This is a genomic window from Agrococcus sp. Ld7 (genome assembly GCF_045064095.1).
GTDB lineage: Bacteria > Actinomycetota > Actinomycetes > Actinomycetales > Microbacteriaceae > Agrococcus.
Genome location: NZ_JBISGY010000025.1, coordinates 30206 through 43987, shown reverse-complemented (window position 1 = coordinate 43987; position 13782 = coordinate 30206). Strand labels below are relative to the sequence as shown.

Annotated in this window: 11 protein-coding genes; 1 reads left to right on the top strand and 10 read right to left on the bottom strand. The window is 72.2% G+C overall.

The window, feature by feature from the left end; all coding sequences use genetic code 11:
* Positions 1-42: 42 nt before the first annotated feature.
* The 9 genes from ACJJVL_RS04775 to lysA all read right to left on the bottom strand — a co-directional run bounded on the left by ACJJVL_RS04775 (position 43) and on the right by lysA (position 10940).
* Positions 43-450 carry a hypothetical protein gene (locus tag ACJJVL_RS04775; RefSeq protein ID WP_405217177.1) on the bottom strand — a complete coding sequence of 136 codons (408 nt, stop codon included), beginning with the start codon at positions 448-450 and terminating at the stop codon, positions 43-45.
* A 97-nt stretch (positions 451-547) separates the two neighbouring features.
* The gene (locus ACJJVL_RS04770; RefSeq protein ID WP_405217176.1) at positions 548-1009 is read right to left on the bottom strand and encodes an AAA family ATPase; all 462 of its coding nucleotides are present in this window, start codon (positions 1007-1009) and stop codon (positions 548-550) included.
* A gap of 92 nt (positions 1010-1101) precedes the next feature.
* Entirely contained in the window at positions 1102-2313 is a 1212-nt protein-coding gene (locus ACJJVL_RS04765; RefSeq protein WP_405217175.1) for an MFS transporter, read from the bottom strand.
* 64 nt (positions 2314-2377) lie between these two features.
* On the bottom strand, positions 2378-3460 hold the full coding sequence (prfA, locus tag ACJJVL_RS04760) for a peptide chain release factor 1 (protein WP_405217174.1): 1083 nt from the start codon (positions 3458-3460) through the stop codon (positions 2378-2380).
* 1 nt (position 3461) lies between these two features.
* Positions 3462-6002 carry a transcription termination factor Rho gene (gene rho / locus ACJJVL_RS04755; protein ID WP_405217173.1) on the bottom strand — a complete coding sequence of 847 codons (2541 nt, stop codon included), beginning with the start codon at positions 6000-6002 and terminating at the stop codon, positions 3462-3464.
* A gap of 157 nt (positions 6003-6159) precedes the next feature.
* Entirely contained in the window at positions 6160-7125 is a 966-nt protein-coding gene (gene thrB, locus ACJJVL_RS04750; RefSeq protein ID WP_405217172.1) for a homoserine kinase, read from the bottom strand.
* Entirely contained in the window at positions 7122-8192 is a 1071-nt protein-coding gene (gene thrC, locus ACJJVL_RS04745; RefSeq protein WP_405217171.1) for a threonine synthase, read from the bottom strand. The genes thrB and thrC overlap by 4 nt, the downstream gene beginning before the upstream one ends.
* 10 nt (positions 8193-8202) lie before the next feature.
* The gene (locus ACJJVL_RS04740; protein ID WP_405217170.1) at positions 8203-9510 is read right to left on the bottom strand and encodes a homoserine dehydrogenase; all 1308 of its coding nucleotides are present in this window, start codon (positions 9508-9510) and stop codon (positions 8203-8205) included.
* Positions 9507-10940, bottom strand: coding sequence for a diaminopimelate decarboxylase (gene lysA, locus ACJJVL_RS04735; RefSeq protein WP_405217169.1), 1434 nt, complete (start codon positions 10938-10940; stop codon positions 9507-9509). The genes ACJJVL_RS04740 and lysA overlap by 4 nt, the downstream gene beginning before the upstream one ends.
* A 143-nt stretch (positions 10941-11083) precedes the next feature.
* On the opposite strand from lysA, the gene ACJJVL_RS04730 reads away from it, so the two are divergent.
* Positions 11084-11953, top strand: a complete 870-nt coding sequence (locus tag ACJJVL_RS04730; protein WP_405217168.1) for a DNA-3-methyladenine glycosylase — start codon at positions 11084-11086, stop codon at positions 11951-11953.
* A 137-nt stretch (positions 11954-12090) separates the two neighbouring features.
* Here ACJJVL_RS04730 and argS read toward each other — a convergent pair whose 3' ends face one another.
* On the bottom strand, positions 12091-13749 hold the full coding sequence (gene argS / locus ACJJVL_RS04725; protein ID WP_405217167.1) for an arginine--tRNA ligase: 1659 nt from the start codon (positions 13747-13749) through the stop codon (positions 12091-12093).
* Positions 13750-13782: the final 33 nt, after the last annotated feature.

Below are 13782 nucleotides of genomic sequence, written 5' to 3'. Positions count from 1 at the left end.
GTGGCTCGCCCTCGCCGAACGGCATCCGAGACGGTCGCGCTGTCAGTCCGCGCCGGGACGGAGCGGGCCGTTGGTGCTGTCGTCCAGCAGCGCGTCATCGCCCAGCGCCGTGTGCGCCCTCCAGGTCGCGAGCGTCAGCCCGATCACCAGCACGATCGCCGACAGCACGGCGAGGACCGCCCACTCCCCGATCCCGGTCCCGAGCCCAGCGGCGAGCGCGCCGACGGCTGCCACGGCGGCGATCGCTGCGGCGAGCCAGGTGAGCGGCGTGGCCGCACGGTGCGTGAGCGCGAACGTCGCCGCATCGGTGCGCAGGCGTCGACCCGGAAGCCCGAGCGCGAACGTCGGCGCGACGCGCCCCAGCCCGATCAGGTGCACGGTGACACCCACGGCCAGTGCACCGATGGTCAGCAGGGTCGAGCCGAGCCACATGGCGACATCGGGATCCATGCGCTCATCCTCGCACGGTGGGGCACACAGGGGCTGGCTGGTTCGGAGCGGCCGTGGTCAGGGGCGATGTCGACGGTCAGCCGGTGTCGCCGCGCGGTCAGGCGGTGTCGATCGTGCGATGCGCCTCGTGCTCCCCCGGCCACTCGAACGCCTCGACGGAGGCGGCGAGCGTGTCGTCGTCGAGCACGACGGAGTCGGGTCCGGGCTGCCGCGCCCGCATCCGCTCGCGCAGCACGTCGGATGGCGCGCGCACGACCACCAGGTCGATCGGCACATCCATCGCGCCGCAGCGCATCCGCCACCGATCGCGCACCGCACGAGTGGCGAGCGTTGCGTCGAGCACCACGCTGCGGTCGGCGCCGATCGCGTCAGCCAGGCGTTCGTGCAGCTCGGCATCGATCTCCTGCACGAGCTCCCGCGGGGGCGTGCCGCCCTGCACGCCGCGCGCCCAGGCCTCCCGATCGTAGGAGAGCAGGAGCGCTCCGGCGGCCTCGAGCTCGCGCGCGAGCGTCGTCTTGCCCGCGCCCGCGGGCCCGCACAGCAGCGTCACCCTGGCCATGGCGCGAGCCTACGCCCGCGCGGCGAGGGGCAGACTCGAGAGCATGTCAGGCGGGCTCGCGCCCACCGCAGCTGCTGTCCGCGGGGGTGCGATCAAGCGGCCGTGCGGCCGCGGGCGAGCGGCGAGGCCGCCATGCCGATCGCCGCGACCGCGAAGCCGCCGCACACGATCACGAGCGCGGAGCCAATGCCGATCGCGTCGCCGAGGAGCCCGCCGAGCGGCGCCGCGACGACGATCATGGCGCGGTTGATGGTGCGCATGGTGGCGTTCATGCGCGCCTGCATGCGATCGGGCGTCGCGCGCTGCCGCAGCGCCATCTCGCTCGGGTTCGACAGCCCCATCGCGACGCCGGTCACCGCCAGCCCCGCGACGACGAGGGCGAGACCAGCGGCAGGCGCGAGCGGCAGCAGCGCCGCGAGGGCGACCACGCCCCACGACAGCGGCATCACCGCGTGCTCGAGGATGATCGTGCGCGCCATGCCGAGCCGTGTAGCGATCATGCCGGAGAACGCGGTGCCCAGCAGCGTCGCGCCGCCCAGCACACCGAGCACGAGCCCGAGCCCTGCCGCACCGGCATCCAGCTCGAGCAGCACCAGCGGCACGAGCAGCGTCATCGCGGCGCCGTTGCAGAAGAACCACACGTGCGTCCACCGCGCGAACGGCCCGAGGCGCGGATGGCGATGCACGAAGCGCAGACCGTGGCCGATCGCTCGCCCGAGTCCATGCGTCCGCCGCTGCGCACGCTCGTCGCGTGGCAGACCCCACAGCACGAGCGCCGACAGCAGGTGCGCGACAGCGGCGAGCAGCAGCGAGACAGGCGCGCCGAGCCACGCGATGATGACGCCGGAGACCGCCGGGCCTGCGGACTGCGCCGTGTTGGAGCCGATGTCGAGCCGCTGGTGGGCCGGCAGCAGTCGATCGCGATCCACGAGGCGCGGCACGAACGCCTGCGATGCCGCGTCGTTCACGAGACTCGCCGTGCCCAGCAGCACAACCGCGAGCAGCAGCACCCAGAAGGCGCCGCCGCCCGCGAGCCAGACTGCCGCGAGCCCACCGAGCACCAGCGTCCGGACCAGGTCGCTGACGATCATGACCGTGCGTCGCCGCATCCCCTCGACGATCGCGCCGACCAGCAGGCCCAGCACGACGTAGGGCAGGAAGCGCGCCGACGACAGCCAGCCGACCTCGGTCGCCCCTCCCCCGAGGTCGAGCACGACCAGTGTCTGCAGCGCGATGACCGCGAGCCCGAGGCCCGTCTCGGTGGCCAGCTCCACGCTCCAGAAGCGCCAGAAGGCGCCGCCCATGCTGGCGGCGCCCTCGCGTGCGGACCCGCGGCTGTCTCGCCCGGGCCTGCGGTTCACGGCTGTGTCAGTCCTCGTCGCCCGCGAGGGCGGCCAGGCGCGCCTCCTCGTCGGCGGTGATGCAGGAGTCGATGACTGCCTGCAGTGCGCCATCCATCACCGTGTCGAGGTTGTAGGCCTTGAACCCCGTGCGGTGATCGGCGATGCGGTTCTCGGGGAAGTTGTACGTGCGGATGCGCTCCGAGCGATCCATGCCGCGGATCTGCGAACGACGGGCATCGGATGCCGCCGCGTCGAGCTCCTCCTGCTGGCGCGCGAGCAGCCGCGCTCGCAGCACGCGCATGCCCGCCTCGCGGTTCTGCAGCTGGCTCTTCTCGTTCTGCATCGACACCGTGATGCCGGTCGGCACGTGCGTGATGCGCACCGCCGAGTCGGTGGTGTTGACGCTCTGGCCTCCGGGGCCCGACGAGCGGTAGACGTCGATCTTCAGGTCGTTCTGGTCGATCTGGATCTCATCCGGCGCATCGACCTCGGGGAACACCAGCACGCCGGTGGTGGAGGTGTGGATGCGCCCCTGCGACTCCGTCGCCGGCACGCGCTGCACGCGGTGCACGCCGCCCTCGTACTTCAGCGACGCCCAGACGCCCTCGGCAGGGTCGTTGGACGACGACTTGATGGCGATCTGCACATCCTTGTAGCCGCCCATGTCGCTCGCGGTCGATTCGAGCATCTCGACCTTCCAGCCGCGGCTGGTCGCGTAGTGCGAGTACATGCGCACGAGGTCGGCAGCGAACAGCGCCGACTCCTCGCCGCCCTCGCCGCCCTTGACCTCCATGATCACGTCGCGCCCATCATCCGGGTCGCGCGGGATGAGCAGCCTGCGCAGCTTCTCCTCCGCCTCGTGGGCGACCTGCTCGAGCGCCGGCACCTCGTCGGCGAAGGCGTCGTCCTCACGAGCGAGCTCGCGAGCCGCCTCGACGTCGTCGACCGCACCGCGCCAGCGCTCGTGCGCCGACTTGACCTGGCTCAGCTCGGCGTAGCGCCGGTTGACCCGGCGCGCACGCACGGCGTCGGCGTGCAGCGCCGGATCAGCGAGCTGCTGCTCGAGGTCGGCGTGCTCGGCGAGGAGCCCCGAGACCGACTCGAACACGTCAGTCCTTGTCGTGCTGGCCGGGCACCGACTTCGAGACCTTCATGAGGAACTCGACGTTCGACTGCGTCTCCTTGAGCTGCTTCAGCACCAGTTCGAGCGCCTGCTGGGTCTCGAGGCCGGCGAGCGCCCTGCGGAGCTTCCACATGACCTTCGTCTCCTCGACGCCCATGAGCATCTCCTCGCGGCGTGTGCCGGATGCGTTCACGTCGACCGCGGGGAAGATGCGCTTGTCGGCCATGTGGCGCGACAGGCGCAGCTCCATGTTGCCGGTGCCCTTGAACTCCTCGAAGATCACCTCGTCCATCTTCGAGCCCGTCTCGACGAGCGCGGTGGCGAGGATGGTGAGCGAGCCGCCGTGCTCGATGTTGCGCGCTGCGCCGAAGAACTTCTTCGGCGGGTAGAGCGCGCTCGAGTCGACGCCGCCGGAGAGGATGCGGCCCGACGGCGGTGCCGAGAGGTTGTAGGCGCGGCCGAGGCGTGTGATGCCGTCGAGCAGCACCACCACGTCGTGCCCGAGCTCGACCAGGCGCTTGGCGCGCTCGATCGCGAGCTCCGCCACGATCGTGTGATCCTCGGCGGGCCGGTCGAAGGTCGACGCAATGACTTCGCCCTTGACGGTGCGCTGGAAGTCGGTGACCTCCTCGGGGCGCTCGTCGACGAGCACGATCATGAGGTGCACTTCGGGGTTGTTCTCGGCGATGGCATTGGCGATGGCCTGCATCACGAGCGTTTTACCGGCCTTCGGCGGCGAGACGATGAGGCCGCGCTGGCCCTTGCCGATCGGCGCCACCAGGTCGATCACCCGGGTCGAGAGCTTGTTCGAGGTGGTCTCGAGCCGCAGGCGCTCCTGCGGGTAGAGCGGCGTGAGCTTCGAGAACTCGACGCGATTCAGCGACTCCTCGGCCGTCTGACCGTTGACCGAGTCGACCCGCACGAGCGCGTTGTACTTCTGGCGGCTCGACTGCTGCTCACCCTCGCGCGGCTGCTTGATGGCGCCGACGACGGCGTCGCCCTTGCGCAGGCCGTGCTTCTTGACCTGGGCGAGCGAGACGTAGACGTCGTTCGAGCCGGGCAGGTAGCCCGACGTGCGCACGAAGGCGTAGTTGTCGAGCACGTCGAGGATGCCGGCGACGGGCAGCAGCACGTCGTCCTCATGGATCTCGGTCTCGGCGTCGTGGCCGCGCGTGCGGGTGCGGTCGCGGCCGCGCGTGCGGCGCGACGTGCTGTCCTGATCGGCCTGCTGCTGCGACTGGTTGCCACCCTGGCTTCCGCCCTGGTTGCGACCACGGCCACGGCCGCGGCGCGAACCGCCGTCGTCGTCGTCCGAGTCGTCGTCCTGCTGCTGACCGCGCTGCTGGTTGCCGCCCTGCTGGTTGCCGCCCTGCTGGTTGCCGCCCTGCTGGTTGCCGCCCTGCTGGTCACCGTTCTGGTTGCCCTTGCCACGGCTGCGGCGACGACGCGAACCGCCCTGCTGCGAGTCGTCCTGGTCGTCCTGGCCGTCCTGACCCTGGTCGTCCTGGCCGCGCTGGTTGCCCTGGTCCTGGTCGTTCTGACCGCCCTGGCCCCCGCGACGGCGGCCGCGGCCACCGCGCTCGTCCTGGTCGTCATCCGAATCGTCGCCACCATCGGCGCGGTTGTCGGATGCGCGGCCTCGGCTACGGCGCGAGCCCGACCCGGTTGCGTCCGACTGCGTGCGGTCGCCCGACTCCTGCTGGCGCTCACTGCTCGCCTGGTCGGCGTCGTCCTGCTCGCCGCTGGCGCTGGCCTGCTTGGCACCGCTCTGCTCTGCGCCAGCCTGCTCTGCGCCAGCCTGCTCGGCGTCAGTCTCGACGGCGTCAGCCTGGTCGGCGTCAGCCTTGCTTCTCCCGCCCTTGGCTCCGCTGCGGCCGCCGGACTTCTTCGCGCCCGCCTTGCCGCCGCGAGCCTGCTCGCCGGTGGACTGCTCGTCCTCGGTCTGCTGAGTGCCGGCCTGCTCGGTGCCGGCCTGCTCGGTGCCGGCCTGCTCGGTGCTGGCCTGCTCGTCGGTCGATGCCGCGTCATCCGTCTTGCGCGCACGGCTCGTGCGGCGCGCCGGGCGCTTCGCGGTGGTGTCCGCCTCGGCCGAGCCGGTCTCGGACGCGGGGGCGTCGGAGGACTGCGCCGCCTCGCCCTGCTCGCCGTCAGCCCGCTCCGTGCCGGTCTCGCCAGCAGCTGCCTCGTCGGCGCGCTTCTCCGCAGCGGTGCGGCGCGTGCTCGTGCGGCGCTTCGCGGGGGCCTTCTCGGCCGGCGCGGCGTCGGCGGCCGACGCGGCGTCGGCAGCCGGCGCGGCGTCGGCGGCCGGAGCGACCGCGTCAGCGGCGGGCGCGGCGGCCTGCTCATCTATCGCCGCGGCCTGCTCAGCCACGGACGACGTCGTCGCGCGGCGCGAGCGGCGCTTCGGGGCTGCCGGTGCCTCCGACTGGGCCGCGGGCTGCGCGTCGGCCGGAGAGGCGGACTGCTCGGTGGCGGAGGTGTCGGCAGCGACTGCTGCCGAGGTGTTGTCTGTGGTCTCGCTCGTCATAGCGCGAGTGCTCCTTCGAAATCGGCCCGCGCGCGATCGACGCGGACATGGGACCTTGTCTCCCGCTGCGCTCACGGCCTCGTCAGCTACGGGAGCTGCTGGGCGGTCGAACGCATCAGAAATGCAGAGAGTGGAGTCGGAAACACCCCTCGCCGGGCTACGCCGCGGCGCTGGTGGGGATGGGCTCCACTGTACCACCGCGAATATCGACGGCGAGCAGGCGCGCAGTCCACGCCTGGGCTCGATCCTCGACGATCGCGGCGGCCTCGAGTCGGGCTGCTGGGTCGGTGGCGAGCACCAGCACCGATGGGCCGGCACCGGACACCACAGCTGCGTGGCCGGCGGCGCGGAGGTCGCCGACGAGCGCGCTCGTCTCCGGCATGGCGCTGGCCCGGTAGGACTGGTGCAGGCGATCCTCGGTGGCGTCGAACAGCAGCTCCGGGCTCTGCGTGAGCGCCGCCACGAGCAGCGCCGAGCGCGACACGTTGAAGACGGCGTCGGCGTGCGGCACGGCGTCGGGCTGGAGGCTGCGAGCGAGCTTCGTCGACATCGTCGCCTCCGGCACCGCCATCAGCAGCGAGACGCCGCGGTGCACCGCGAGCTGCTTGTGCCTGGGGCCGGTGTCATCCACCCACGCGATCGTCAGCCCACCGAAGATGGCTGGGGCGACGTTGTCGGGGTGCCCCTCGAGCTCGGTGGCGAAGCGCAGCACGTCGTCGCTCGTGACGTCGACGATCCCGTCGAGCAGCCCCTTCGCAGCGAGCACGCCCGAGACGATCGCGGCACCGGATGAGCCCATGCCGCGGCCGTGCGGGATGCTGTTGGTCGCCTGCAGGCGCAGCCCCGGAGCCTCGACGCCGACCCGGTCGAAGACATGCAGGATCGCCCGCGCCACGAGGTTCGTCTCGTCGGTCGGCACGCTGAGCTCGGAGCCCGCCTCACCGACACCCGACACCTCCACGTGCACGCCGGACGCGGTCGCCTCGACCTCGAGCTCGTCATGCACGTTGAGCGCCAGGCCGAGGGTGTCGAACCCGGGCCCCAGGTTGGCGCTCGTGGCGGGCACGCGCACGGCCACGCGGCGCCCGTCGGGCACGGCGCCGGCAGCGGATGCGGCGCTCATGCCAGGCCCAGCAGCTGCGCGACGTGCGTCGTGTCGGCGTCGGCCGACTCCGGAGCGGCATCCGAGCCGTCCTCGAGCTTCAGACCCCACTGTGCGTCCTTCAGCCCGTGGCCAGTGACGGTGAGCGCGATCGTCGAGCCGGCGGGGATCTCGCCGGCCGCGTGGCGCTCCAGCAGGCCCGCGACCGAGATCGCAGAGGCGGGCTCGACGAAGACACCGGTGGATGAGGCGAGCAGTCGCTGCGCCTTCAGGATTTCGGCGTCGTCGATGGCGCCGATGAAGCCGCCGGACTCGTCGCGCGCGTCGAGCGCCTGCTGCCACGACGCCGGGTTGCCGATGCGGATCGCGGTCGCGACCGTGTCTGGCTCGTGCACACGCGCGCCGTTGACGATGGGCGCCGCGCCGGCAGCCTGGAAGCCGAGCATGCGAGGCCGCTTGGTGGCGACGCCGGACGTCTCGGCGAGCGAGTAGCCGCGCCAGTAGCTCGTGATGTTGCCCGCGTTGCCGACCGGGATGCAGTGGATGTCGGGGGCGTCACCGAGCACATCCACGATCTCGAGCGCCGCGGTCTTCTGACCCTCGATGCGGTCGTCGTTCACCGAGTTGACGAGGTGCACGGGGTAGCGCTCCGCGAGCTCCTTGGAGATCTCGAGGCAGTCGTCGAAGTTGCCGCGCACCTGCACGATGCGGGCACCGTGCACGACCGACTGGGCAAGCTTCCCCATCGAGATCTTGCCCTCCGGCACCAGCACGATCGCCTGGATGCCCGCCGCCGCCGCGTAGGCCGCGGCCGCTGCGGAGGTGTTGCCGGTCGAGGCGCACGCGATCGCCTTCGCGCCGCGCTCGACGGCGCGCGAGACCGCCACCGTCATGCCGCGGTCCTTGAACGAGCCCGTCGGATTCAGCCCCTCGAACTTCACGAACACGCGCGCGTCGGTCATCTGCGAGAGCACGCGCGACTCGATGAGCGGCGTGCCGCCCTCGCCGAGCGTCACGACCGTCGATGCATCCGTCACGTCGAGCACGTCGGCCCACTCGCGCAGCACGCCCTGCCACTGATTCGCCATGGTTCTCTCCCTAGTCGATGAGGCGGATGACGCTGTCGATCCGCTTCACGTCGTCCTGGTCCTGGAGCGCCGCGAGCACATCCGCGATCCGCCCCTCCGTCGCCGTGTGGGTGCCGAGCACGAGCGTCGCGGCGTCGCCGCTCACGTCCTGCCGCACCGATTCCACGGATACCCCGTGCAGCGCCACCAGCCCCGCGACGACCGAGAGCACGCCCGGCTTGTCGGCGACCGTGAGCGCGATCTCGTGCCGCGCCCGGACATCGGCGAACGGTGCCCGGCCGAGGTTCGCGTGCGTCGATCCGGCCATGCCGGGGCCGCCCGCCACGTGCCGACGAGCGATCGAGACCAGGTCGCCGAGCACCGCGGATGCCGTCTCCGGCCCGCCAGCGCCCGCACCGTAGAACATCAGGTCGCCCGCCGATTCAGCGGTCACGAAGATGGCGTTCATCGCCTCGTGCACCGCCGCGAGCGGGTGGGTGCCCGGCAGCGAGACGGGGTGCACGCGCGCCGAGACGCGGTCGACGGCGTCGGGGTCGTTCGTGTCTCCCGGCATCCGCTCGCAGATCGCCACGAGCTTGAGCACGCGGCCGTTGAGCTCTGCCTGCCGCACCATCGCATCCGTCACACCCGTGATGCCCTCGCGGTGCACCTCGTTCGCCGGCACCTCGGTGTGGAAGGCGAGCGAGGCGAGGATGGTGGCCTTGCTCGCCGCGTCGAAGCCCTCGATGTCGGCCGTCGGGTCGGCCTCGGCGAAGCCGAGCTCTGTGGCGGTCGCGAGCGCGTCCTCGAGCGAGGCACCCTGGGTGTGCATGCGGTCGAGGATGAAGTTGGTGGTGCCGTTGACGATGCCCATCACGCGCGTGACGCGGTCGCCCGCGAGCGACTGCTCGAGCGGGCGGATGATCGGGATCGCGCCGCCGACCGCCGCCTCGTAGGCGACCTGGGCGCCGACGATCTCGGCCGCCTCGAACAGCTCGGGCCCGTGCGCTGCGACGAGCGCCTTGTTGGCGGTGACGACGTCGGCACCGGCGGCGATCGCGTCGAGCAGCAGCGTGCGCGCCGGCTCGATGCCGCCCAGCAGCTCGACCACGATGTCGGCGCCCGCGATGAGCGCGTCGAGGTCGGTCGTCAGCAGCTCGCGCGGCAGCGGCACGTCGCGCTCCGCGTCGACGTCGCGCACGCCGATGCCGACCAGCTCGAGCGGGGCGCCGACGCGCGCGGCGAGCTCCTCCTGCTGGTCGAGCAGCAGCTTCGCCACCTGCGAGCCGACGCTGCCGGCGCCGAGCAGCGCGATGCGGAGGGAACGGTAGGAGTTCATGCGGATGCGGCTCCGTTGTCATCGGTTCGTTGCGGGGCGCTCGCGTCGAGACCGGCGTCGAGGCCGGCGTCGCGCGCGAGGAGATCCTCGATCGTCTCACGGCGCACGAGCGTGCGGACGCTCGGTGCGCCACCCGCGCCTGTCGCGACGGCGAGCACCGGCGGGCGGGGTGCGAGGTTGTAGTTCGAGGCGAGCGAGTGGCAGTAGGCGCCGGTGGCGGCGACCGCGAGCAGATCGCCCGGTCGCACGTCGGCGGGCAGCCACTCGGCATCGACGACGATGTCGCCCGATTCGCAGTGGCGGCCGGCGACGCGCACGAGCGCGGCATCCGCGTCGGATGCGCGGCTGACGATGCGCGCCGCGTACTGCGCCCCGTAGAGCGCGGGGCGGGCGTTGTCGCCCATGCCGCCGTCGACCGAGACGTAGGTGCGGGTGCCGGCGTCGAGCACCACCGGCTTGACGGTGCCGACGGTGTAGACGGTGATGCCGGCAGGCCCGACGATCCAGCGGCCGGGCTCGATCGCGATCCTGGGGACCTCGATGCCGAACTCGTCTGCGGCGGCGCGCACGGCATCCGCGAGGCCTGCCGCGATGGTCTCGATCGGCTCGGGGCTGTCTGCGGCGGTGTAGGCGATGCCGAAGCCGCCGCCCAGGTTGAGTTCTGGCATGGCCTCGGTGCCGCCGAGGGAGGCATGCAGCGCGAGCATGCGGCGGGCGGACTCGGCGAAGCCGTCGGCGTCGAAGATCTGCGAGCCGATGTGCGTGTGCAGGCCGACGAGGTCGAGGCTCGGCAGTTCGCGGATGCGGTTGACGATCGCGGGCGCGTCGGCGACGGGGATGCCGAACTTCTGGTCCTCGTGGCTCGTGGCGAGGAACTCGTGTGTGGAGGCGTGCACGCCCACCGAGATGCGCAGCCGCACGCGCTGCACGCGGCCCGCCCGCTCGGCGGCGGCGGCAATGCGCTCCGCCTCTGCCGGAGAGTCGATGACGAAGGTGCCGACGCCGGCGCGCACCCCCACCTCGATCTCGTCGAGCGACTTGTTGTTGCCGTGGAAGCCGATGGCTGCCGGGTCGATGCCCGCACGCAGCGCGACGGCGAGCTCGCCGCCCGTGCAGACGTCGAGGCGCAGGCCCTCGTCGCGCATCCACCGTGCCACATCGGCGGTGAGCAGCGCCTTCCCGGCGTAGTAGACGTCGACGGCGCCGAATGCCGCCTCGAACGCGGTGCGGATGCGCCGGGCGCGGTCGCGCACGACCGTCTCGTCCACGAGCAGGAAGGGTGTGCCGTGCTCGGTCGCGATGTCGGTGAGCGCCGCTCCCCCGACGTGCACCGTGCCGTCGATGCGCTCGGTGCAGGCCGGCCAGATGCCGTCGACGAGCGCGTTCGCGTCGTGCGTCTCTGGCAGCTGCGGGGCGAGCGGATGCGGCACGGGAGCTCCGTCCGGGTGGAGATGGGGTGGCCTGGCGGGCAGGCGGCGACTGCGCTTGTGGCGCTGCGTTCCATCCTACGAGGCCGGGCATGGCCGAGGCTCCCTGCGCGCAGCGCGGAGACGCATGTCGTAGCGTGCCGATCGTGCCTGTTCCCGATGCCGCCTGGTTCGAGCGCGACCCGCTCGAGCTCGCCCCGCTGCTGCTGGGCGGCGTGCTGACGCGATCGGATGCGTCGGGCACCGTGGCACTGCGGCTCACGGAGGTCGAGGCCTACCGTGGCGCCAGCGACCCGGGCGCGCACACGTTCCGCGGCAAGACGGCGCGCAACGCCACGATGTTCGGCCCGGGCGGCCACGTCTACTGCTACTTCACCTACGGCCTGCATCACGCGGTGAACATCGTCGCGGGTCCGGAGGGCTCGGGCTGGGGCGTGCTCGTTCGAGCCGGGGCGGTCGTCGACGGGCACTCGCTCGCGCTCGAGCGCCGCTCCGTTCGGCGCGCGACTCCCCCAACCGGCGAGCTCGCGCGCGGCCCGGGCAACGTGGCGCAGGCGCTCGGCGCAACCCTCGCCGACGACGGCGCCGCGTTCGTCGACGGCGGCGCGGCGTTTGTCGGCGACGACGCTGCGTTCGTCGGCGACGGTGCGGCGTTCGCCGACGGCGCTGCGTTCGCCGACGACTCGGCGCGCCCGGCCGCCGTCGGTGACTCGGCGCGCCGGACGTCCGTCGGTCGAGGAGGGCCGCAGGCCCGTCACGAGACCCCCGCAACCGCCCCCGCGCATCGAGGAGGGCCGCAGGCCCGTCACGAGATGCCGGCAACCTGGACCTTCACCCCCGCCGCCGAACCCCCACCCCATCGCACCGGCCCGCGCGTGGGTGTCAGCGGACCTGGCGGCGACGCATCCGCCTTCCCCTGGCGCTTCTGGATCCCCGGTGAGCCGAGCGTCTCGGCCTACCGGTCGGCGGCGCGGCGCCCGGCCCGCGCGTCGGGGCCACCGCATCCGCACGCCTAGCAAGGGGCGTCTGCCCGGGCCGACGTCCCAGAAGGAGGACGCGCACCGAGCAGAGGACGATTGATCCTCCGCTCGGGACAGATCCGGAATCCGTCCTCGCTCTGGGACGGGCACGGCCAGGCGTGGGCGCGCGGCGGCTACATCCGCTCGGGCGCGCTCACTCCCACGGTCGACAGCGCCGTGCGCAGCACCTGGCCGGTCGCGTCGTTCAGCCACAGGCGCGTGCGGTGCACGGCGGTGACCTCCTCGTCGCCCACCGGCGTGACGCGGCAGGCGTCGTACCAGCGGTGGTAGAGGCCGGCGAGCTCCTCGGCGAATCGCGCGACGCGGTGCGGCTCGCGCAGCTCGGCCGCCTGCGCGAGCACGCGCGGGAAGTCGGCGAGCGCGCCCAGCAGCGCCGACTCGCTCGGGTGCTCGAGCAGCGACGGGTCGAACTCGCTGCGGTCGATGCCGGCGGCGGCCGCGTTGCGCCCGACGGCGGACATGCGGGCATGCGCGTACTGCACGTAGTAGACCGGGTTGTCGTTGGTGCGCTGGGTGAGCAGCTCGAGGTCGATGTCGAGCGGCGTGTCAGCGCTCGAGCGCACGAGCGCGTAGCGAGCGGCGTCGACACCCACCGCATCCACCAGGTCCTCCATCGTCACGATGGTGCCCGCGCGCTTCGACATGCGCACCGGCTGCCCGTCGCGCAGGAGGTTGACCATCTGACCGATGAGGATCTGCAGGTTGTGGTGCGGCTGGTCGCCGAACGCGGCGCACATCGCCATCATGCGGCCGACGTAGCCGTGGTGGTCGGCGCCGAGCATGATGATGTTCTGCTCGAAGCCGCGCTCGCGCTTGTTCTGGTAGTAGCCGAGGTCGCCCGAGAAGTACGCCGGGGCGCCGTTGGAGCGCACCACCACGCGATCCTTGTCGTCGCCGAACGAGGTGGTGCGCAGCCAGAGCGCGCCGTCCTCCTCGAAGACATGGCCGCGCTCGCGCAGCGTCTCGATCGCGCGATCGACCGAGCCGTCCGACTGCACCTGGTGCTCGTGGAAGTAGACGTCGAAGTCGACGCCGAACTCGTGGAGGTCGCGGCGGATCTCGTCGAACATGAGCTGCACGCCGCGGGCGCGGAACTCCTCCTGCAGATCGGCGTCGTCGAGGTCGAGCAGGTCGCCGTCGTAGGCGTCGTCGACCTTGCGCGCGATCTCTGCGATGTAGGCGCCGCCGTAGCCGTCCTCGGGCGTGGGGTCGCCGCGGAAGGCCGCGACGAGGCTGCGCGCGAAGCGGTCGATCTGCCCGCCGTGGTCGTTGAAATAGTACTCGCGGGTGACGAGCGCGCCCTGGCGCTCGAGCACGCGGCCGAGGCTGTCGCCGACGGCTGCCCAGCGGGTGCCGCCCATGTGGATGGGGCCGGTCGGGTTTGCAGAGACGAATTCGAGGTTGATGCGGATGCCCGCGAGCGTCTCCCCCGAGCCGTAGGCATCGCCGGCCTCGACGATCGTGCGGGCGAGCTCGCCCGCCGCGCCCGCGGCCAGCGTGAGGTTGATGAAGCCCGGGCCCGCGACCTCGGCGCCGGCGATGCCGTCGATCTCGGCGAGCGAGGCAGCGACCTCGTCGGCGAGCTCGCGCGGGTTCGCTCCCGCCTTCTTCGCGAAGCGCATGGCGGCGTTCGTGGTCCAGTCGCCGTGGTCGCGGTTGCGGGGGCGCTCGAGCACGATGTCGCTCTCGCTCACCTCGACCTCTGCGGCTCGTCGCCCGACCGCCGAGCGGACGGCGGCGAGCACGGCAACGGAGAGATCAGAGGGCTGCATCCTTCGATTCTAGTCCGCGTGCCCGCCGGGACC